The sequence below is a fragment of the Streptomyces sp. NPDC002888 genome (assembly GCF_042888465.1).
Classification (GTDB): domain Bacteria; phylum Actinomycetota; class Actinomycetes; order Streptomycetales; family Streptomycetaceae; genus Streptomyces.
In genome coordinates, this window is the sequence record NZ_JBIAPU010000029.1 from 60,645 (window position 1) to 81,257 (window position 20,613).

Below are 20,613 nucleotides of genomic sequence, written 5' to 3' on the forward strand. Positions count from 1 at the left end.
CGCTCAGCGCCCGCCGGCCACCCGCAGCACCGCGCCCGTCGTGTAGGAAGCGTCCGGGGACATCAGCCAGGCCACGGCGGCGGCGATTTCCTCGGCCTGCCCGGGGCGGCGCAACGGAATCGCGGCGGAGGCCCGCTGCGCGCGGTCCGGGTCGCCCATCGCCGCGTGCATCTCGGTGTCGATCATGCCGGGTGCGACCGCGTTGACGCGGATGCCGTGCGGGCCGAGCTCCTTGGACAGGCCCAGGGTGAGGGCGTCGACGGCCGCCTTGGTCGCCGCGTAGTGGACGTAGTCGCCGGGACTGCCGAGCGTGGCGGCCGCCGAGGAGACATTGACGATCACGCCGTCACCGCGGAGCGTCATGAGCTGGGCCGCGCGCCGGGCGCACAGCAGCGTGCCGAGGAGGTTGACGTCGACGACCCGGCGCAGATCGGCGGGGTCGGCGTCGGCGAGGCGTCCCAGCGGCCCGGTCACCCCGGCGTTGTTCACCAGCCCGGTCACCGCCCCCAACTCCCGCTCCGCCGTGGCGAAGAGCCGCTCCACGTCCGCCTCGACCGACGTGTCGACCCGCACGGTGACACAGCGTCCGCCGGCCCCGCGCACCCCGTCCGCCACCACCTCGGCGGCCGCGCTGTCCCGGACGTACCCCACCGCCACGTCGTGCCCGTCCGCCGCGAGACGCAGGCAGGTCGCGGCGCCGATCCCCCGGCTGCCACCGGTGACGACCGTGACGGGACGGGTCATGCGAACCTCCGGCTTCCCCGGGACGGCAGCTCCAGCAGACGCTGCCACGCCGGTGAGGCCGCGGAAGCCCACGGCTCAGCTGGGCCGCAGGGGGCAGCCCGCACCGACGCGCGTGGCCAATTCTGCTCGCAGTGTAGCGAGTTCGGCCATCCGGGCGTCGATGACCTGGATCTTCTCCTCGAACAGGGCCGACAACGCGTCCGCGGTGTCCGGCGCGCCGCGCAGCTCCTCGCCGTGCCGTGCGATCTCGGCCAAGGAGAAGCCCAACGCCTGCGCGGTGCGGACGTAGTGCAGCCAGGCCACCGTCTCGGGCGGGAAGTCGCGATACCCGTTGGCCAGTCGTCGCCCCTCGACGAGGCCGACCTTCTCGTAGAACCGGATCGTGTCCCTGGTCATGCCGGCCTGCGCGGCAAGCTCACCGATGCGCATGACCCTCCGTCGGTTCTTGGGCTTGACCTTGGAGCGTACTCCACTGTTTAGCGTGAGGCGTCGCCACCACGAGACCGTCAGGAGCCTCTCCGTGAACCGTCTTCTCGCCCCCTCACAGTCCGCCTACCTCCGCGTCGTACGCGCGAGCGCCTGGTACGACCTCGTCGTCACGGCGGGATTCGCGACGCCGTGGACCTACGCGCTGGTGCACGACGCGCTGTCGTCGTGGGGCGGCGCGCTCGGGCTGGGCACGCTGCCCGAACTCGACCCGTGGCAGACCCTGTACGCGAATCTGATGGGCTCCGTGGTGGTCGTCTGGGCCGTTCTGCGCGTCGTGAGACCGGTGGCGGCGCACGGCTTGTTCGACGGCGTCGCGCGCGTGCTGTTCGCGACGTGGCAGGCGTACGCGCTGGCGCACGGTGCGTCGCGGATCGTGTGGCTGTTCTTCGGCGTCGAAGTGGCGCTCGGCGTGGTCCAGCTCGTGCCGTGGGTGCGCGGCCGGCAGACGGACCTGGTCGAGGACGGGCGCCCGCTCGGCGCGACGAGTCGCTGACCCCCGGGGGACATGGCGGGGGTCACCGAAACAGACGCATGCCTCTTGGCTCGACGGGGCGTATGGCCAACACTCAGCCCATGACGCAGCGTGTGGAACTCGCTACCGTGATGGACCGGCTGGCCGTGGACGGGCTGATCACCGACTACGCGGTGGCTGTCGACGACGGGGACTGGGAGGCGTACCGGGGGCTGTTCACCCCGGACGGCCGGGCGGACTACCGCTCGGCCGGCGGCATCGAGGGAGATTCGGGGAAGGTCGCCGCGTGGCTGGCGGAGAGCATGCGGATGTTTCCGATGCGCCAGCATCTGATCGTGAACCGCAGGGTGCGGTTCGGGGTACTGGAACGGGACACCGGGGACACCGCCCTGGTCCGGGCCGACTACGTCAATCCGATGCGGTTCGCCTCCGACGGCGACGGCGACGGCGCGGCCCCCGACTTCGTGTGCGGCGGCCGCTACGCCTTCGGGCTGCGGCGCACGGACGACGGGTGGCGGCTGAGCGAGGTGGTCGTCCAGGAGAAGTGGCGCCGCCTGCCCGGCCGGCCCGCGGCACCGGTGGGCGACCGGGCGGTCAGGCCCTCCCATCAGTGGCCGGATCCGGAGGGCCAAGTGTCGTAGATCGTCTCCGAGGCGCACACTGGAGCCACCCGCTGGGTAGAAGAGACGCCATATGAAGACGTTCGACCACTGGCTCACCTCCCCGTGGCGGCGCTCGGCCGTCGCCGCGCTGTCCGGCACCCTGCCCGTCCTCGCGTTCCCCGCCCCGTCCCTCTGGTGGTTCGCGCCCATAGCCCTGGTCCCCTGGATCCTGCTCACGCGCACCGCGCCGGCCTGGCGGCGGGCGGCATACGACGGCTGGTGGGGCGGGGTCGGCTTCATGCTGGCCATGCACCACTGGCTGATGCCGTTCCTGCATGTGTTCACCCTGGTCATCGCGGTGCTGCTCGGCGTGCTGTGGGCGCCGTGGGGCGTCCTCGTACGCCGCTTTCTGGGCGGTGGCGCCTCACGGGGGCGGACGGCGGCCGCCCTGGTCGTGCTGCCGTCGGGCTGGCTCGCGATCGAACTCGTCCGCTCCTGGCAGGGGCTCGGCGGCCCCTGGGGGATGCTCGGCTCCAGTCAGTGGACGGTGGAGCCCGCGCTGCGGCTGGCCTCGGTCGGCGGGGTGTGGCTGCTGAGCTTCCTGGTGGTGGCCGTCAACGTCGCGGTCGTGATTCTCATCGCGGTGCGCGAATCCCGGGTGCCGGCCGTGGCCGGTCTGGTCGCCACGGCCGCCGCGACCTCGGCTGCCTGGGTGTGGTCGCCGCGCCCCGACACCGACGGCCGGGCCCGGATAGCCGTCGTCCAGGCCGGCGTCCTCGACGGCGCCGACCGCCGGTTCGACCGCGAGGAGCGGCTGACCCGGGAACTCGCCGGGCGGGGCGTCGACCTGATCGTCTGGGGCGAGAGCAGTGTCGGCTACGACCTCGAGGACCGGCCCGCCCTGGCCCGTCGCATCGCGGCCCTGTCCCGCGAGACCGGCGCGGAGATCCTCGTCAACGTGGACGCCCGCCGCTCCGACCGGCCCGGCATCTACAAGAGCTCCATCCTGGTCGGCCCCGACGGCCTCACCGGCGACCGCTACGACAAGATGCGGCTCGTCCCCTTCGGCGAGTACATCCCGGCCCGCTCACTGCTCGGCTGGGCGTCCTCCGTCGGGAAGGCGGCCGGAGAGGACCGCCGGCGCGGAACCGAGCAGGTGGTGATGGACGCCGGGCGCGGGCTGCGCATCGGCCCGATGGTCTGCTTCGAGACCGCGTTCCCCGACATGACCCGGCACCTCGCCAAGGACGGCGCCGACGTGCTGGTCGGGCAGTCGTCCACGTCGACGTTCCAGCACAGCTGGGCCCCCGAGCAGCACGCCTCGCTCGCCGCGCTGCGCGCCGCGGAGACCGGCCGTCCGATGGTGCACGCGACGCTGACGGGCGTATCCGCCGTCTACGGCCCCAGCGGGGAACGCATCGGATCCTGGCTGGGGACGGACACGAGCACGACCGCCGTCTACGACGTACCGCTGGCCGACGGTGTCACCCCGTACGTCCGCTTCGGTGACTGGCCGGCGCACGTGGCCCTGCTGGTGCTCGCCGCCGTGGCGCTGCTGGAGGGCGGACGGGCGGTCAGGCTGCGCCGGCGCGCTCCCGCACCGCACGTACCACCCGTTCGCACAGTTCGTGGGTCGCCAGTGCGTCCCGGGCGCTGAGCAGCCTGCCCGCGCGCACGGCGTCCAGGAACGCGAGGACCGCCTGCTCGATACCGCGCTGGCGGGCGACCGGCACCCAGTCGCCCCGCCGCCGCACGGTCGGCTGGCCCTTGTGGTCGATCACCTCGGCGAGGTTGAGCACCTGACGCTTGGTGTCCTGCCCGGAGACCTCCAGGATCTCCTCGGCCGAGCCGCTGAGCCGGTTCATCACCCCGAGCGCGGTGAACCCCTCCCCGGAGAGCTGGAGCACGACGTGGTGCAGCAGCCCGCCCTCGACACGGGCGCGCACGGTCACGTCGTCGACCTGCCCGGGCACCAGGAAGCGCAGCGTGTCGACGACGTGGATGAAGTCGTCGAGGATCATCGTGCGCGGTTCCTCGGGCAGCCCGACGCGGTTCTTCTGCATCAGGATCAGCTCGCGCGGGTGGTCGGCGCACTGCGCGTAGGCCGGGGCGTGGCGCCGGTTGAACCCGACGGCGAGGGAGACACCGCGCTCCTCGGCGAGCGCCGCCAACCGCTCGGATTCAGCCAGTTCGTACGCCAGCGGCTTGTCGACGTATGTCGGTACGCCCGCCTCCAGCAGCCGGCTCACGATCTCGGGGTGGGCCGCGGTCGGCGCGTGCACGAAGGCGGCGTCGAGGTCCTGGGCGAGCAGGGAGTCGAGGTCCGGGTGCCGCTGCGCGTCGGGCAGGTGCAGGCTGTCGGCGACCCGGGTGAGGGTCGCCGGCGTCCGGGTCTGCAGGTGCAGTGCGATCCCGGGCTGCACGCCGAGCACCGGCAGGTACGCCTTCTGCGCGATGTCACCGAGTCCGATGCAGCCGACCTTCACGGGGGCTCCCTCACTGCTTGCTCACTGCTGGCTCACTGCTGGTCCGCGCCTGCTTCCACGGCAGCATACGGCGGCCGCGGTGGCCGCCGCAGGGCAGGTGCTGTCGCTGGTCGCCCGGGCGGGCGGGCGTGGAAACGCGTGGTCGGTTCAGTCGAGTTGGGCCACGATGCGGACATGACGACGCAGCGCAGTCGACCCGCCCTGAACGCCGACGAACGGACCATGCTGGAGGGCTGGCTGGACCACCACCGGCAGACCCTGGCGTCGAAGTGCGCAGGACTGACCGACGCCCAGCTCAGGACCGCCTCGGTCGAGCCGTCCGCGTTGTCCTTGATGGGCCTGGTGCGGCACATGGCCGAGGTGGAGCGCGCCTGGTTCCGCAAGGTGCTCGTGGGCGACGACCAGGGGCCGATCTACCCCCGCGCCGAGGACCAGGACGGCGACTTCCGTCTCACCGAGGCGGACACCTGGCAGGAGGCCCACGCCACCTGGCAGGCCGAGATCGAGGTCGCCCGGCGGTACGCGGCCGGCTTCGGACTGGACGATCTCTCCAAGGGTCCGAGCAGGTTCACCGACGAGCCCTTCAGCCTGCGCTGGATCTACACGCACATGATCCAGGAGTACGCGCGTCACAACGGGCACGCCGATCTGATCCGCGAACGCATCGACGGCGCGACCGGCCACTGACGTCAGCACGGCGGGCCCGCATCCCTCGTACGGGGGTACGGATCACCCGTGTGGGGCATTGTCCGCTCGTCCGCTGGGCCTCGGGATGCCTGACCCACCAGAGTGACGCGGGTGCATCGAACGACGACCACCGCAACGCTCCTGGTCACCGTGGCCGTCTCGGCCCTCGCCGGCTGCGTGACGATCCAGCAGCCGCCCGCGCCCGTGCAGCCGTCGGCACCGGCCAGGCCGTCCGTGCCCCCGCAGCCCGTGGTGCCGCCGCCTGCACCCGAGTCGCAGCCGCAGATCGTGCAGGCGCCCGCACGCGAGGCGCTGGAGATGGTCGGTCCGCCCCGGCGGACCGAGCCCACCCCTCCCGACCCGGCCGAGGCACCCGCCGCACCGCACCACCCCCCGTCCCACCGCGCACACCCCCACCCGAAGCAGCACCACGACCAGCACCCGCATCCCCACCCACAGCCCCGAGGCCCCCATCACCCGGAGCAGCACCGGCACCCCCGGCCACGCACCGAGATCCCCGACGTCTCCAAGCCGGCCCCCAAGGACTCCGACGTCTGCTCCCTCGGCAGGAAGTACGGCGGCTGGCGACAGGGCAGCCAGGAGGCGACGATCTGCGACCAGACGTACGGCCGTTGACGCGCTGCTTCTACGGTCGCTGACGCGGCGGCCCCCAACTCCCGCCGCCGCTCCCACCGGGGCCCCCGCCGGGACCGTCGCCAGGGTCGCCGCCGGAGCCGTCCTCCTCCCCTGGCCGTGGGTCCGGCCGTGACTCCAACCGTGACTCCAGTCGGCTGATCGCCGCCCGCACGCCGTCGCCGTAGCGGTCCTCGCCCAGGGCGCCGGCCGCGCCGCGGGCCCGGCGTACGTGGACGCGGGCGGCTTCGCGGCGGCCGAGTTTCACGTAGTCGGCGGCGAGGTTCAGGTGCAGCGACGGGTAGAGCGCCCGTACCGCCGAGGCACCCTCGGGCTCGTGCTTCTCCCCCGTGAGCCGGCCGTCGGTGAGTTCCTCGGCGGCCGTCAGCGCCCTGAGATCCCAGGCGAGTTCGTCCGCGGGGTCGTCCTGGGTGTCGGCAAGGTAGTGCGCCAGGGTGCAGCGGTGCAGTGGGGCGCCGTGTTCGCCGATCTCCGCCCACAGCTCCAGAAAGCGGCGCCGGGCCTCCTCGCGGTCCCCTCCGTGATGCAACATCACGACCTGCCCGATCCGCGTCAACACCGCGTCCGGCGCCGTCTGCCCCTGCCGCTCCGCCACCGCGCCCTCCGCGCCCACGTCGACTGTTCTGCGACGACGCTAACGGCACCCGCCGCCGAACCCGATCAGGCGGCACCGGCCCGGGAGCCATCCACCCGAGGACGCCCCCGCCCCCAGGCGTCAGGCCAGGTTCGGGATCGTCCATTCGATCGGGGTGTGGCCCTGCTGCGCCACCGCCTCGTTGATCTGGGTGAACGGACGGGAGCCGAAGAACTTCTTCGCCGAGAGGGGGGAGGGGTGCGCGCCCTTGACCACCACGTGACGGGACTCGTCGATGAGCGGGAGCTTCTTCTGGGCGTAGTTGCCCCACAGGACGAACACCGCCGGGTCGGGCCGGTCGGCCACCGCGCGGATGACCGCGTCGGTGAACTTCTCCCAGCCCTTGCCCTTGTGGGAGTTCGCCTCGGCGGAGCGGACGGTGAGCACCGCGTTGAGCAGCAGCACGCCCTGCTGGGCCCACGGCATCAGATAGCCGTTGTCCGGGATCGGCGTGCCCAGCTCCGCGTGCATCTCCTTGTAGATGTTGCGCAGCGACGGAGGGATCTTCACGCCGGGGCGCACCGAGAAGCACAGGCCGTGGCCCTGGCCCTCGCCGTGGTAGGGGTCCTGACCGAGGACCAGGACCTTGACCTGCTCGTACGGCGTCGCGTCGAGCGCGGCGAACACCTCCTCGCGCGGAGGGTAGACGGGCCCCCTGCCCCGCTCCTCCTCGACGAACTCCGTCAGCTCCTTGAAGTAGGGCTGCTGGAGCTCCTCGCCCAGGACCCCGCGCCAGGACTCGGGCAGCATGGAGGTGTCGGTCACGTCAACGTCCTTCAGTCGTACGGTCGGTTCCAGGCCACAGAACCTACAGGCGGCCACTGACAACCGGCCGCCCGGACCGTCGCCCGGCGTCCTACCAGCTCGTCTTCCGGGACAGCTCCCACACCATCATGATGGTCGACGGGTCCAGCGCGCGCTCGGCACCGGAGACGTCCTCGTTCACGGCCAGGAACTGCTTGCCCTGCCACAGCGGGATCAGCCGCGCGTCGTTCACGAGGATCTGCTGGGCCTCGTCGAAGTCCTCCTCCACCTCGGCGCGGTCGCTCTGCTGCCGGGAGCGGGGCAGCAGCACCTTGGTGATCTGGGGCGACTCGTAGGGCGTACCGAGCGCGTTCTGCTCGCCGACGAACGGCGCGATGAAGTTGTCGGCGTCCGGGAAGTCGGGGAACCAGCCGCGCCCGAACACCGGGTACTCGCCCTTCTGGTAGCCCGCCACGTAGGTCTTCCAGGGGCGGCTCTTGAGAGTGATCCTGAACAAACCGGAGGCGTCCAGCTGCCGCTTGAGCTCCTTGAACTCCGTGGCGGTCTCGGAGCCGTAGCGGTCGGTGGTGTACCAGAGGGTGAGCGGGACCGGCTCGGTGATGCCGGCGTCGGTGAGGAGCTTGCGGGCCTTGCCGGTGTCCGGGTCGCCGTAGTCGTCGAAGAAGGCGGTGGTGTGGCCGGTGAGGCCCTTCGGCACCATGGAGTAGAGCGGGTCCACGGTGTCCTTGTAGATCTTGTGCGTGATCGCCGGGCGGTCGACGATCTGGGCGACGGCCTTGCGGACGGCCTTCTTTCTCGCCCACGGGTCCTTGGGGTTGAACACCAGGTAGTTGATGTCGGTGCCCGAGCCCTCGACCAGGTCGAGGCCATCGGCGTCCGGGCCCTTCTTCTCCAGAGCGACGATGTCGTCGGCGCCGAGACCGCGATAGGTCACGTCGATCTGCTTGGACCGCAGCGCCTTGACCATGGCGCCGGAGTCCTGGAAGTAGCGGATGGTCACCGCGTCGTTCTTGCGCTCCGCGAAGCCCTTGTACTTGTCGTTGCCGACGAGTTCGGCCTTCTTGCCCTCGTCGTACGAGGCGAGCCGGTAGGGCCCGGAGCCGCTGATGTCGCCGTCCTGGCGCAGTCGGTCGGCCGGGTAGTCCTCGGGGTCGACGATGGACATGGCCGGCGTGGCGAGGACGAACGGGAAGGTCGCGTCGGTCTGGTTGAGGTGGAAGGTCACCTCGCGGTCGCCACGCACCTGGACGCGATCGAGGCTGCCGAGGAGTCCGGCGGGGCCGCCGGAGACGTTGATCTTCCGGATCCGGTCGATGGAGTACTTGACGGCCTGCGCGTCGAGCTTGTGGCCGTCGGAGAAGGTCATGCCCTCGCGCAGCTCGCACCGGTAGGTGCGGTTGGAGTCGTCGGTGAACTCGCAGCTCCTGGCCGCGTCCGGCTCGGGAGCCGCCGCCCCGACCGGGTAGGCGAGGAGCGTCTGGTAGACGTTGCGGAACAGCTCCCAGGAGCCGTCCCAGGAGGCGGCGGGGTCCAGCGTGCTGGGAGAGCTGGTCGTGCCCACGACGATCGGCCCCGCCTCGTCGGACCCCTCGTCCCCGAAAACACCACATCCGGTCGCGAGGGATATGGACACGACAGCCGCCATCTGCCGCAGGCATCGGTTCCGGTTGAACACGCGCACGCTCCTCGATCTGCCATACCAAGGGTCGGCAGACCATACCGCAGTGCCACGCCGGACGAACCGGGTCCGCGAAGGGGTCTTGATCACCTTCTGTGTGACGACGTTGTCATCGCCCTGTGCGCCTCTTGCGCCGCTCACTCTTGTACATCTACGTCGAGAGGGGCGCCGTTCCCTGAGGGGAAACAGCGCCCCTGCCGACGAACGGACCGGGGGCGCGTCAGGCGACGCCGGCGTTGAGGAAGATGCCGCCGTCCACGACGAGGGTCTGGCCGGTGATCCAGTCGGACTGCGTCGAGGTGAGGAACGCGGCGGTGCCGCCGATGTCGGAGGGCACACCGAGGCGGGCCAGCGGGTAGGCCGCGGCGGCCTCCGCCTCCCGGCCCTCGTACAGGGCCTGCGCGAACTTGGTCTTCACGACGGCCGGGGCGATCGCGTTGACCCGCACCTTGGGCGCGAACTCGTGCGCCAGCTGCTGGGTCAGGTTGATCATCGCGGCCTTGCTGACGCCGTAGGCACCGATGAACGGCGAGGCGGAGAGGCCGGCGACGGAGGCGATGTTGACGATCGCGCCGCCGTTGTCCTTCTGCCAGGCGTGCCAGGTGCGCTGGGCGAAGCCGAGCGCCGAGATCACGTTGGTCTCGAAGACCTTGCGCGCCACCTGGAGGTCGAGGTCGGCGATCGGGCCGAACACCGGGTTCGTACCGGCGTTGTTGACGAGGAAGTCGACGCGGCCGAACGCCTCCATGGTGCGTTCGACGGCCTCGGCCTGGTGAGCCTCGTCGTGTGCCTTGCCGGCGACGCCGATGGCGCGGTCGGAGCCGAGCTTCTCGACGGCCTCCTTGAGCGCCTCCTCGTTGCGGCCGGTGATGCAGACGCGGTCGCCGCGCGCGACGAGCGCCTCGGCGACACCGTAGCCGATGCCGCGGCTCGCGCCGGTGACGAGGGCGACCTTGCCGGAGAGTGCGGGCAGTTCAGTCATGTCCGTGATCCCTAGTCGAGCGGTCCGCCGGCGACGTACAGCACCTGGCCGGAGACGAATCCGGCCGCGTCGGCGGTGAAGAAGGCGATGGCGTTGGCGATGTCCTCGGGCTCGCCGACCCGCTGCACGGGGATCTGCGTGGCGGCCGCGGCCTTGAACTCCTCGAAGCCCATGCCGACGCGGTCGGCGGTGGTCTTGGTCATCTCGGTGGCGATGAAGCCGGGGGCGACGGCGTTGGCGGTGACGCCGAACTTGCCGAGCTCGATGGCGAGGGTCTTGGTGAAGCCCTGGAGGCCGGCCTTGGCGGCGGAGTAGTTGGCCTGGCCCCGGTTGCCGAGCGCGGAGGACGAGGACAGGTTGACGACGCGGCCGAAGCCCGCGTCCACCATGTGCTTCTGGACGGCCTTGGTCATCAGGAACGAGCCGCGCAGGTGCACGTTCAGGACGGTGTCCCAGTCGGAGGCGCTCATCTTGAACAGCAGGTTGTCGCGGAGCACGCCCGCGTTGTTGACGAGGATCGTCGGCGCGCCGAGCTCCGCTACGACCCGCGCGATCGCGGCCTCGACCTGGGCCTCGTCCGATACGTCGGCGCCGACCGCGATGGCCTTGCCGCCCGCCGCGGTGATCTGCTCCACGGTGTCCTTGCAGGCGGCCTCGTCGAGGTCGATAACGGCGACCGCTCGGCCCTCGGCGGCCAGTCGTACGGCGGTGGCGGCGCCGATGCCGCGCGCCGCGCCGGTGACCACGGCGACCCGCTGCTCAGTGGTGGACATTCCTGGTTCTCCTCGCCCTAGAGGGAGTGCGCCCATGTGGTGAGCGACCGCTTAGTACCTTCAGCAGACGTGACGCTAGAAGCCCTGGCACGCGGTGTCAACGGCACACGGCGCGCGTGTGATCCATTACCTGACGAGGAGGTCCAGCAACCGCTCGGTCTCGGCCGCCGGATCGGTGGTGAGGCCGGTGTGCACGGGGCCCGGCTGGACGACGGTCGAGCGGGGCGCGATGAGCCAGCGGAAGCGCCGTCCGGCGTCGTCCTGCGCCGCCTGCCCGGCCGCGGCACCCCCGGTGCACACGCCCTCCACGGCCCTCAGCGCCGCCCGTACGCCGGCCACGTCCACGTCCGCGTCGAGGGCCAGCAGCCTCGTCTCGTCGAGGTGCGTGCGCGCGCCGACGTACGCCTGGGCGCGGCAGTACACGAGCACCCCGGCGTTGATGCACTCGCCGCGCTCGACGCGCGGGACGATGCGCAGGAGGGCGTACTCGAAGACGTCCCGGTCGCCGCCCTGGCCGGCCCTGGTGATGTAGCGGTCGGTCACTTCGTCCCCTCGATGCCGTGGATGCGCTCGTGGATGGTCGCGGCCCGCGCGAGCAGCGGGCGGGCGTAGGCACGCCTCAGGTCGTCGGGCGAATCGAAGCCGGGCTCGTCCGTCAGCCAGACGTCCGGGATCTCCGCGGTGACCTCGGCGAGGAGTTCCTCGGTGACGAGCGGGGCCAGCTCCGCCGCGGCGGCCGCCGCATCGGGCCGGAAGGGCGCGAGCGCGTGCTCGGAGGCGTCGTAGGGGCGGGCGGCGGAGGCCTCGGCGCCGGGCCAGTTGTGGTGCCAGATCATGGTGGCGCCGTGGTCGATGAGCCACGGCTCGCCCCGCCACATCAGCAGGTTGGGGTTGCGCCAGGAGCGGTCCACGTTGTTCACCAGCGCGTCGAACCAGACGATCCGCCCGGCCTCCTCGGGGCTCACCGGGAAGGCGAGCGGGTCGAAGCCGAGGGCGCCGGAGAGGAAGTCCATGCCGAGGTTGGTGCCGCCGCTGGACCTGAGCAGTTCCTGCACCTGCGGGTCGGGCTCGCCGAGTCCGAGCACGGGGTCGAGGCCCACGACGACCAGGCGGGGCATCCTCAGGCCCAGCCGGCGGGCGAGTTCACCACAGACGACCTCGGCGACGAGCGTCTTGCGCCCCTGTCCCGCACCGGTGAACTTGATGACGTAGGTTCCGAGATCGTCGGCCTCGACGAGCCCCGGCAGCGAACCCCCTTCACGCAGGGGCGTGATGTAGCGGGTCGCGGTGACTTCAGTCAGCATTTTCCCAGGCCATCTATCCATGTTGTTTTGCAATGGCGTTGCGCCCTTGCTGCCGGCCTCCGGCATGAAGTGAGCATAGTAACCAAGCGTGACAGCGGGCAGCAGGCCTTCCACGTGGACGTGTTCCACGTGTTCACCGCCACGGCGTTACCGAATCGCGCTGTCGAACGTCCGCCCCTCCTCGCGAAGGTGGGTGACGAGACCGGGGGCAGAGACGCCAATGGGGCGCTCGAAGGCTTCCGCGGCTACTTCTTCGGCGATGGCCGGATCCGTGCCCGGCCAAAGGTGGGTGAGCATGAGTCGGGCGGCGCCTGCCTGGTGGGCGTACTGGCCGGCCAATCGTGCGGTCAGCAGGTATGGTGCGTCGGCGTTTGGTACTCGGTGAATGTACGTGGCTTCCGACAAGAACAGGTCGACGCCTTGCGCAAGGCGCGGGATGTCGGAGCTGGGGCCGGTGTCGCCGGTGTAGGCCAGGACGGCCTCGGGTGTGGTGAGCCGAATGCCGGCGTTGGGTACGAAGTGCGGCAGGAGCCAGGTGTCGGTGGTGAAGGGACCGATAGCGAACCGGTCGCCGGGGTTGAACCCGTGAAGGTGGTACGCCTTGGCGAGCATGCTCGGTTTGTCGAGCGCCAGAACGGCATCGACCGCGCCGTGCGGGGCGTAGACGGGCAGAGCGGGCGGCGGGTCATCGCTCAACCCCCGGGCCCGTAGTAGAGGGTTGAGGTCGGCGCAGTGGTCGGGGTGCCCATGGGTGACGAGCACGGCGTCGACCGCGTCGACGGTACTGTGCTGGAGCAGGCGCGGGAATGTGGCATATCCGGGGTCGATGAGCAGGCGGAATCCGTCGTACTCGACGAGGTAGCCGCTGCATGCCTGGACTGCTGTGGGCCACGCACCGCAGCCACCGAGAACCGTCAGTTGCATGACACGAGACCCTAGCGTCGCGCCTTGGCCGTGAGCAGGAGATTTCCGAGCGGGGAGGGCGGACACGGTCGAGACTCTCCACCCTGCCTGATTTGTTCCACCTACACCCAAAAAATTATCTCTTGCCACCTCTTCATGATTCGGCAATGCAGGTCCTGCCCATTTCCTCACCGACCATCAGAGACCCGGCCTTGATAGCTTCAACGCGTCACAAGAGGCGAGATGCAGAAATGCGGGATCTCATGGGTAACCTTTTCTCGGCAGCCGGAATCCAGGTGACAATGTTTGACGACCTGTCAAACCACTCGAACGACTCCGCCTGGGGACGGATGTCCGCCAGCGCAATGAGTTACCCCGGGCACGGGGCGATGAGGCAGTAATGCCGACGATAGAGTTCTTCGGCATGCACCGCGAAGTACGCGACTCGCTGGAGAAACGGATTCGCGCACTCCTGACGGAAGAAGAGTTCCGCGAGGATTGTGTTTTCGTTACGGCGGCGGATTCCCGCGTTCTCGACTGGAAGGGCCGAAGTCGCCCGTTCATCCGCGTCAGCACACGATCCGAGCAGCGTGCCGACCGCTTCCGAAAACTACTGCAGCACACCTGCGATCTCGAAATCGTCCGTATCGACTTCCAACCCATGGCCGGCAGTTCACCGGATGAGGGACAGTACAATGGATGAGGGATTCGAGCTGCGGCTCATCGAGGCACTTCAGCCCGTCCGTGGTTTCGCGCTGGCGCAGGGCATCTACCACCTGTTCAACAGCGGCCTGTACGAACGCATGACGGACGGTCCGCGGGAGATCCCCAGCATGTCCGCGTCTCTGGGGCTCGACGCGTCACGAACCAGCGGATTCCTGCGTTACCTCGCCAACGAGAACTATGTGTCGCTGAGCGGCGACACGGTGGCCCTCACCGAAAAGGGGCGCGCCCTCGGCCCGTACCGGCCCTGGTACGAGCTGCTCGTCGGCGGCTACGCGGAAACCTTCCAACAGATCACGAATGTCCTGCACGGCAAGGGCTACGCGACCCGCGACGGCCGGCTCGTGGGTATCGGCAGCTGCGGAATGAGCGCGTACGACGCGCTGCCGCTCGTCCGCGAGCTGATGTCCGACCTGCCGGCCGCGCCGACTTCCGTCGTGGATCTCGGCTGCGGTGACGGCACCTTCCTCGCCGGCCTGGTCGGCGGCTCGGGCAAGGTCACCGGCATCGGAATCGACCCGTACGCCCCGCAGGAGTCAGCGACTGAAGGACTGCGCTTCGTCCGCTCCGGCGCCACCGACTACCTCCGGGAGGCGGCCGCACCGGAATCGGGGCCGGACTCCTCCCAGCTCTGTCTCGCCGCGTTCCTGCTCCAGGAGGTACTGGAGCAGGAGGGACGGGGCGCGGTGGTGGAACTGGTCCGCGCGGCCCTCCGCCGCTCCGGCCACCTCGCCGTCGTCGAGGTGGACCACCGCCCGGCCGACCCGCACGTCATGCGGCACGGCCTCGGTCTGGCCTACTACAACCCGTATTACCTCCTGCACGTCCTCACCGAGCAGCGGCTGGAGAGCGACGCGTTCTGGCGGGAGCTGTTCCGGGAGGCCGGCGCTCAGGTGGTGGCCCGGCGGGTGGCCGACCCGCGCGTCGACTCCACCGGCCTGGAGGTCGGATACCTGCTGACCCGGCAGGAAGGTGCGGCACAGTGAGCCTGACCCCACTGGGACAGCGCCTCTCAAGGGTCGCGGCCTCGCCGGAGGAGCCGTGGGAGATCCTGGCCGAGAACGTGCCTGTCTGGCCCGAACCACCCAGGCTGCAGGCGGTCGGCTGGGATCTGGACGCGCAGTACGCCCCGAGCCAGGGCACGGAGGAGCTGCTGGAGGCGCTGCGGCTGAGGCAGCGGGAGCAGGGCGTCGACGTGGGCGCCGAGTCGCTGCTCGTGACCAACGGTGCCTTCGACGGGCTCGGGCTGATCGCCCGTCATCTCGCCGGAAAGGGAGTGCGGCGCGCGGTGTGCGGCGGGCCCGTGCTGCTGAGCGTCGCCGATCTGCTGCGGGACGTAGGGCTCGGCCTGCAGGTGCTGGACTGGCCGGACCTCGTCGAGGAGCGCTCCTTCAGCGCGCTCGGGCCGGGCGACCTGCTCTTCCTCAACTCCCCGCACAACCCGACCGGTTCCTGCCTGGACAAGGCGACGGCACGCGACCTGTTCGCCGCCCAGCGCCGCCTCGGCTTCACGCTGGTCCTCGACCTGGTCTACGACGCCTTCGTCCACGACCCCGCGGCCCTCGCCGCGCCGCTGGCGCTGGTCGAGGACTGGCGCGGCGTCTACGGGCTGAACAGTTTCTCCAAGAACTACGGCGCCCCTGGACTGCGGGTCGGCTGGATCACCGCCGACCCGCGGGAGGTCGACCGGCTCACCGCACGCATGGAGTGGGAACGCATCGCCGTGTCGACGCGGGCCCAGAGCCAGGCCGCCCAGCTGTGCAAACTGGGCAACGAGCCGCTGGCGGAGCGGGTGCGGGCAGGCCATCGACTGGTGCTCGACTGGGCACGGGCGAACGGTATGCGATTCTCCCCTCCGCAGGGCGGTACGCATGTGTGGGTGGAACCCGGGGTGCCGGACACGGAGGCGTTGGCGGACGCGTTGATGGCGGAGCACCGGCTCGTCGTCACCACGAGCGCCCACTACCATCCCGCGGGCTCCCGCCACATCCGTGTCCCGACGGGTGTGGAACCCGCTTTCCTCACCCGGTCCCTGGAGGCCGTTTCCGCAGTCAGTGAGCGGCTGCGCCGTTCCGCGGCGGTCGGCTGACCCGTACGGTCACCGGGCCCGACGATCCGGGTGGTTCAAACGTCTTTGCCCACCTTTGGGCATGCTGCATGTTCCCGCACTGCAGATGCCCGACCCTGCCGTTCCCACCGCTCGTCCAGGCACCTGGCTACGGTGAACGAAACAACCGGCCAAGCGGCGCCCGGACTCACAACGCGGCCTCATGTGCGATTCGTTCACGTGAATGCACGCCGTATTTCTGCGTCATTCAACCAGTGATTCCCGACAGGTAAGGAAACATCGTGAAGCATCCTGCACAGCCCACTGCGCCGGATATCGCAGTCAGGAATTCCGAGTCCGGAGAGAAGACCCTGTACATCGACGGGTCACAGGCCATGCAGCAGTGGGAAGCGCCTCTGATGCGCCGCTCGGCCGAGATCCTGTGCCGCAACGGGGGCGAATTCCTGGAGTGCGGGCTCGGCTTCGGGCTCTCCGCCGTGGCCATCGCCCAACAGCCGAACGTGAAGAAGCACACCGTCGTCGAGGTCTACGACGAGGTGGTCAAGGACTTCAAGAAGTCGACCCCCGACCTCCCGGCCCATCTCGAGATCGTCCGGGCCGACTTCTTCGAGTACATCGAGTCGGTTCCCACGGGGAGCATCGACGGCATCATGCTGGACCCGTGGCTCCCGAAGGACATGCGAGACGACGCGGACTGGTGGGACACGCTGATGCGCGAGCAGATCACGCGCGTCCTCGCCCCCGGAGGCCGCTTCATGTCCTTCTTCGTGACCGAACCGAAGATCGAACCCCGCTGGGAGCCGTACTTCGACGAGGTTCTGATCGAGCGTCACTCCTACGGCAGCTACTCGACCACCAGCTATCTGGAGGGCAAGCCGTCCGGCATGGCCTACCTCCAGTGCTTCACCAACCGTCACTGACCCCGAAGGAGAAAGTCATGCCGCTCCACTTCACCGGCGTAGCCGGCGACGTCGAGGTCAACATCGGGGGCAAGGCGAAGTACCGCGTACTCGCCGTTTCCTGGGACGACGAGAAGAACCTCCAGCGGTACCTGATCATCGCCAAAGAGCGGCCGATCTGGGTGCCGGAAAGCGACATCACGGCGTTTTTCCCGGCCCCGGTGACCGACTGACGGCCGGGCCGGACGCGAGCCCGTTCTGCCACGGATCGACGTCATGACATGCGCGGCGGGGGCGGTGAGCAGGCGCCCTCGCCGCATCCATGTGCGTGACCGGTCCGCCGCGCTCACCGCACTCGCCCGTCCCGGGAGGCGCCCGACTCCACGAGGAACCGACCAACCATGTCAAGTTCTCTGACCGAGGTTTCCACGACTTTGTTCACCCCGATCGACGGGGATGCCGAATACGCCGAAGCTGTCGCGCGTTTCCTCGCGTCCCCCCGCCCGGAATCCGTCCCGGTGTGGGTGGACGGCCGCGCCGATCTGCTGTCCGCCATGCAACTGGCGGCCGGGCTCTACTGCGGCATCGCGCGGCCGGCGCCGTACGCGCGGGGCGTGCTCCTGGGGGGCGACGAACTCCCGGCGGGTTTGCGGTCGTTGATCGGGCCGCTTGCTCGTCAATGGCTGGACGAGAAGGAACTGAGCAGCCGGCTCCTCGACGAAGGCCCGCCCGGCGCGCGGTCCCTGCTGGTCGTCGCCGTGTACCCGCGCCTGACCTCGGACCCGGTCCTGGAGCTCGTGCGGCAGGCCCATCGGGGCGGTGGCCAGCAGGTGGGGTTCCTGACCGGCCGGGACGTCGCGTCGATGGCGTGGTTCACCGCCAAGCAGTTCTGCCTGCCGGATCCCGCGGTCGACGCGTCGGGCCTGTTCACGTCCACCGACCGCCCGGATGCCCTGGGGAAGGTGCAGGTCTACGACGACCGCGCTCTGGAGCGCCAGGACATCGGCGCCCGGCTCCTCGAGGGGCGTTGGCGACGGCTGCTCCTGCAGGGGCACGGTCGTGACGACTCGGTCAACCTCGCGGACTTCACCATCTGTGGGCTCAACCCCGCGGCGCCCCGCCGTCCGGAGCTGCTGGGTCCGCGCTGCGCCTACGGACCCGACTGCTACAAGCCTCGGGAGAAGCTGATCCCCCTGAACCAGGTTCAGGCCGTCGAAGTCGTGCTCAGCTCGTGCAACAACGGTCCGTTCGCCGATGCCGTCGCCTACGACCCCAGGTACCAGCTGCTGCTCAACGCCATCGACGGTGCGGCCAGGGACGTCGTGGCCGCACCGACCGTGCACGACTCGGCCCGCCCCGAGAACGCAATCTGGATGCGAGCGGTGGAGGCCGAAGCCCCCTCCGCGACGAGCCTCAACGCCACGATCACCACCGCACAGCCGGACCCCGCCTACTGGCACTTCGGCATGGCCGACGACCGGGGAGCCCGCCCCGATCCCACGCCCCAGGTTCCCGACCCGCTGGTGCTGTCCACGTCCTCCCGGCTGACCGCTTACCTCGCCGGCGGCCTGCTTCCGGCGAGGCATCCGTTGCGTCCACGGCTCACCAGGCTCGCGGGCAAGGCCGAGCGCTGGGTGACCCGCCAGGCCACGGCCGCGGAGGGCGAGTCGGCGATCCTGCGGGGGCTGTCCGACGATCTCCAGTCGCTCGATCACGCGATCACCGCGGAGATCGTGGGGAACCCGGAAACCGAATTCGCCGACTGCCACGCCTATTTCGGGCAGCGCAGCACCGTCGACCCCGAATCCGTCGCCGACGTGCTGTGTCACTGTGGCCGGCCTGCCCGGCAGTTCGTGAAACGGGCTCTGGTGCCCACGGCACTGGACACGGTCTGCACCGTCTGCGTCCGGTGCGGTGACATGGCGTACCGGCTCGCCGACTCGCCCGAACTGCACGTCGAGGCCGCGGAGGAGGTGTCCGCGGGCGCGCACCTGAACGCACGCGTGCGGGTGCGCGCCGAACGGCGGGGGCCCGTGCGGCTCGGGGTGTTCGTGCCCCGTCACTTGCGCTCGGAGTGCACCGTGACTCCGCAGCAGCGCAAGATCCGTGCGGTCGGCGGGCAGTGGCACGAGGTGGAGTTCTCCCTCGTCGTCGATGCCGGGGCGTACCCGCAGGCGTACTACCTCACGGCCTTCGCCGTTCAGGACCTCGGGCTCTCGGTGGCACGCTGGGACTTCGGCGTCCTCCCCGCCGCCGGGCCCTCGGCGTGACGCCATGACGACCTGAAGTCCCTGAGGAAGGGCGTCACGGAGGCCGGTCCGGCTTCCGTGACGCCCTTCCTCACGCGCGCCGGATCACCGAGCGCACCCTCACATCCTGAGGCAGTGTCGCGACCCCGCCGGGGGTCGCGGCCCAGGTCATGGCTCCACGGACTCCGTCTGCAGCACGAAGTGTTCCAGTACGCCCCGCATCCTTTCCTCGGCCTCGGCGGCCGTACGCCCTGTGACGTGGGCGTATCCCGACGAGGCGTGGGAGGCACGCGGCGGCTCGGCGACGTCCCCGACGGCCAGCTTCAGATGTACGGCGAGGACGCCGGGCAGCCGGAGCAGTTCCTCCTCGGTGCTGATGCGCACGACCTTCCCCGGTTTCACCGGCAACAGCAGATCGCCGACGGCCCGGTCCTCCGAGTATGCGAGAGCGGGTGTGCGTCCGAGATAGGTGTCGAGCGTGGCCCGGTGGATGTCGAAGCCACGGGAGAGACCGTGGTTCGCCGGCACCTCGCAGCCGGTGATCCGGGCGGCGGCCTCGCCCACGCACAGCGTCCCGTCGCGCATCAGGAAGCACTCCGCATGGAAGTAGCCGTGGTCGAGGCCGAGACCGTCGACCAGTTCCTGGGTGACCGACTGTACGTCCAGCGGCAGTTCCTCGCCGGGGGCAAAGGTGATGTTGGCGTTGATCGCCCCGTCCAGGACCTCCAGGATCGGCGCCGGGTTCAATGACAGGTAGGAGTCCACGACCTTGCCGCCCGAGACGAGCGCGCACAGTTGGTACTCCGTACCCTGGATGTACTCCTCCACCATCCAGCGGCGTCCCGGATCCGGCTCCGGGACCTTCGCCAGGTCGTCCGGCCCTTCGATCCGGTAGGTCCCGATGCAGGCGAAGGAGTCGATGGGCTTGAGGACGACCGGCCAGCCCTGCTCGTCGGCGAACCGGGCCACGTCGTCGAGCGATTCGATCTCCCGGTAGGCAGCACACCGCAGCCCGATCTCCGCGAACCTGTCCTTCATCGCCGTCTTGTGCCGGACCCACGTGACCTGCTCCCGCGTGAGATGCGGCAGCCCCACCAACTCGGCGAAGGGCTGGGCCACTTCCTGTAGCGGCTCCTGCGGATTGCAGAAGTAGGTGGGCACGTGTTCCAGCGTCCCGGTCCACTTCAGGTAGCGCTCCGCCTCCTCGGCGAGATTCTCGTCCTGGGCGAGGAACACGGGCAGGTGGGCCGTGAGGTCCAGGTAGTCCTGGGGGAGGTCCTTGATGGCCGAGGCGAACCGCAGCAGCACGATGTGCACGTCGTCCCTGCTCAGCGCGTTGCGCACGAAGGTGGACGGCCTGCCGTCCACCAGCAGAACTACCGGGAGGGCGGATGCCCCGGGGGCCGGGGTCGTCATGTGGGTCGTCATGAGGGAACTCCAGTGATAGTGGACCGGTGGGGTGGCTGACGCGTGGATGCCCCGCGGAGGAACGCGTCGTCGT

23 protein-coding genes are annotated in these 20,613 nt (G+C 70.0%); 11 read left to right on the forward strand and 12 right to left on the reverse strand.

All coding sequences use genetic code 11. The annotated features are described in order from the left end of the window. Window positions 1–3: 3 nt before the first annotated feature. Complete coding sequence (locus tag ACFYWX_RS36260) at window positions 4–744, reverse strand: SDR family NAD(P)-dependent oxidoreductase (RefSeq protein WP_389429100.1); 741 nt, start codon at window positions 742–744, stop codon at window positions 4–6. 75 nt (window positions 745–819) lie between these two features. Then, on the reverse strand, window positions 820–1,173 hold the full coding sequence (locus ACFYWX_RS36265) for a MerR family transcriptional regulator (RefSeq protein WP_389429101.1): 354 nt from the start codon (window positions 1,171–1,173) through the stop codon (window positions 820–822). A 91-nt stretch (window positions 1,174–1,264) separates the two neighbouring features. Between ACFYWX_RS36265 and ACFYWX_RS36270 the strand changes: the two genes are divergently transcribed. The 3 genes from ACFYWX_RS36270 (at window position 1,265) to lnt (ending at window position 3,964) form a co-directional block, all read left to right on the forward strand. Continuing rightward, complete coding sequence (locus ACFYWX_RS36270) at window positions 1,265–1,726, forward strand: hypothetical protein (RefSeq protein ID WP_389429102.1); 462 nt, start codon at window positions 1,265–1,267, stop codon at window positions 1,724–1,726. Window positions 1,727–1,806: 80 nt separating this feature from the next. Continuing rightward, window positions 1,807–2,346, forward strand: a complete 540-nt coding sequence (locus ACFYWX_RS36275) for a nuclear transport factor 2 family protein (RefSeq protein WP_389429103.1) — start codon at window positions 1,807–1,809, stop codon at window positions 2,344–2,346. A 52-nt stretch (window positions 2,347–2,398) separates the two neighbouring features. Beyond that, window positions 2,399–3,964, forward strand: a complete 1,566-nt coding sequence (lnt, locus tag ACFYWX_RS36280) for an apolipoprotein N-acyltransferase (protein ID WP_389429104.1) — start codon at window positions 2,399–2,401, stop codon at window positions 3,962–3,964. Here lnt and ACFYWX_RS36285 read toward each other — a convergent pair. Next, window positions 3,882–4,793, reverse strand: coding sequence for a Gfo/Idh/MocA family protein (locus ACFYWX_RS36285; protein ID WP_389429105.1), 912 nt, complete (start codon window positions 4,791–4,793; stop codon window positions 3,882–3,884). The two genes, lnt and ACFYWX_RS36285, sit on opposite strands and share 83 nt — an antisense overlap. Window positions 4,794–4,967: 174 nt before the next feature. Between ACFYWX_RS36285 and ACFYWX_RS36290 the strand changes: the two genes are divergently transcribed. Next, entirely contained in the window at window positions 4,968–5,480 is a 513-nt protein-coding gene (locus ACFYWX_RS36290) for a DinB family protein (RefSeq protein WP_389429106.1), read from the forward strand. A 111-nt stretch (window positions 5,481–5,591) separates the two neighbouring features. Beyond that, on the forward strand, window positions 5,592–6,116 hold the full coding sequence (locus ACFYWX_RS36295) for a hypothetical protein (protein WP_389429107.1): 525 nt from the start codon (window positions 5,592–5,594) through the stop codon (window positions 6,114–6,116). 10 nt (window positions 6,117–6,126) lie between these two features. On the opposite strand, the gene ACFYWX_RS36300 is transcribed toward ACFYWX_RS36295, so the two are convergent. From ACFYWX_RS36300 to ACFYWX_RS36335, 8 genes are all read right to left on the reverse strand, one after another. Continuing rightward, a complete protein-coding gene (locus tag ACFYWX_RS36300; RefSeq protein WP_389429188.1) occupies window positions 6,127–6,729 on the reverse strand; it encodes a hypothetical protein in 603 nt (200 codons plus the stop codon). Between the two features lie 120 nt (window positions 6,730–6,849). Next, on the reverse strand, window positions 6,850–7,533 hold the full coding sequence (locus tag ACFYWX_RS36305) for a uracil-DNA glycosylase (protein ID WP_389429108.1): 684 nt from the start codon (window positions 7,531–7,533) through the stop codon (window positions 6,850–6,852). A 91-nt stretch (window positions 7,534–7,624) separates the two neighbouring features. Beyond that, window positions 7,625–9,208 carry an ABC transporter substrate-binding protein gene (locus tag ACFYWX_RS36310; RefSeq protein WP_389429109.1) on the reverse strand — a complete coding sequence of 528 codons (1,584 nt, stop codon included), beginning with the start codon at window positions 9,206–9,208 and terminating at the stop codon, window positions 7,625–7,627. 223 nt (window positions 9,209–9,431) lie between these two features. Next, window positions 9,432–10,193, reverse strand: a complete 762-nt coding sequence (locus ACFYWX_RS36315) for an SDR family oxidoreductase (protein ID WP_389429110.1) — start codon at window positions 10,191–10,193, stop codon at window positions 9,432–9,434. Between the two features lie 11 nt (window positions 10,194–10,204). Then, a complete protein-coding gene (fabG, locus tag ACFYWX_RS36320; RefSeq protein ID WP_389429111.1) occupies window positions 10,205–10,966 on the reverse strand; it encodes a 3-oxoacyl-ACP reductase FabG in 762 nt (253 codons plus the stop codon). 126 nt (window positions 10,967–11,092) lie between these two features. Beyond that, on the reverse strand, window positions 11,093–11,509 hold the full coding sequence (locus ACFYWX_RS36325; protein ID WP_389429112.1) for a DUF3037 domain-containing protein: 417 nt from the start codon (window positions 11,507–11,509) through the stop codon (window positions 11,093–11,095). Further along, a complete protein-coding gene (locus tag ACFYWX_RS36330) occupies window positions 11,506–12,270 on the reverse strand; it encodes a HipA family kinase (protein WP_389429113.1) in 765 nt (254 codons plus the stop codon). Before ACFYWX_RS36330 ends, ACFYWX_RS36325 begins: the two co-directional genes overlap by 4 nt. Before the next feature lie 147 nt (window positions 12,271–12,417). Next, the gene (locus tag ACFYWX_RS36335) at window positions 12,418–13,194 is read right to left on the reverse strand and encodes an MBL fold metallo-hydrolase (protein WP_389429114.1); all 777 of its coding nucleotides are present in this window, start codon (window positions 13,192–13,194) and stop codon (window positions 12,418–12,420) included. Window positions 13,195–13,573: 379 nt separating this feature from the next. Between ACFYWX_RS36335 and ACFYWX_RS36340 the strand changes: the two genes are divergently transcribed. The 6 genes from ACFYWX_RS36340 to ACFYWX_RS36365 all read left to right on the forward strand — a co-directional run bounded on the left by ACFYWX_RS36340 (window position 13,574) and on the right by ACFYWX_RS36365 (window position 19,133). Further along, window positions 13,574–13,876: a hypothetical protein gene (locus ACFYWX_RS36340; protein ID WP_389429115.1), complete on the forward strand. Its 303-nt coding sequence runs from the start codon at window positions 13,574–13,576 to the stop codon at window positions 13,874–13,876. Next, the gene (locus ACFYWX_RS36345; protein WP_389429116.1) at window positions 13,869–14,882 is read left to right on the forward strand and encodes a 2-ketoarginine methyltransferase; all 1,014 of its coding nucleotides are present in this window, start codon (window positions 13,869–13,871) and stop codon (window positions 14,880–14,882) included. Before ACFYWX_RS36340 ends, ACFYWX_RS36345 begins: the two co-directional genes overlap by 8 nt. Further along, complete coding sequence (locus ACFYWX_RS36350; RefSeq protein ID WP_389429117.1) at window positions 14,879–15,985, forward strand: beta-methylarginine biosynthesis bifunctional aminotransferase; 1,107 nt, start codon at window positions 14,879–14,881, stop codon at window positions 15,983–15,985. Before ACFYWX_RS36345 ends, ACFYWX_RS36350 begins: the two co-directional genes overlap by 4 nt. A 260-nt stretch (window positions 15,986–16,245) precedes the next feature. Beyond that, the gene (locus ACFYWX_RS36355) at window positions 16,246–16,884 is read left to right on the forward strand and encodes a class I SAM-dependent methyltransferase (RefSeq protein ID WP_389429118.1); all 639 of its coding nucleotides are present in this window, start codon (window positions 16,246–16,248) and stop codon (window positions 16,882–16,884) included. Between the two features lie 17 nt (window positions 16,885–16,901). Then, on the forward strand, window positions 16,902–17,096 hold the full coding sequence (locus ACFYWX_RS36360) for a hypothetical protein (RefSeq protein WP_389429119.1): 195 nt from the start codon (window positions 16,902–16,904) through the stop codon (window positions 17,094–17,096). Between the two features lie 168 nt (window positions 17,097–17,264). Next, entirely contained in the window at window positions 17,265–19,133 is a 1,869-nt protein-coding gene (locus ACFYWX_RS36365; protein WP_389429120.1) for a hypothetical protein, read from the forward strand. 147 nt (window positions 19,134–19,280) lie between these two features. On the opposite strand, the gene ACFYWX_RS36370 is transcribed toward ACFYWX_RS36365, so the two are convergent. Then, window positions 19,281–20,540 (reverse strand): ATP-grasp domain-containing protein, encoded by a 1,260-nt coding sequence (locus ACFYWX_RS36370; RefSeq protein WP_389429121.1) that lies wholly within the window; start codon window positions 20,538–20,540, stop codon window positions 19,281–19,283. Between the last annotated feature and the right edge of the window lie 73 nt (window positions 20,541–20,613).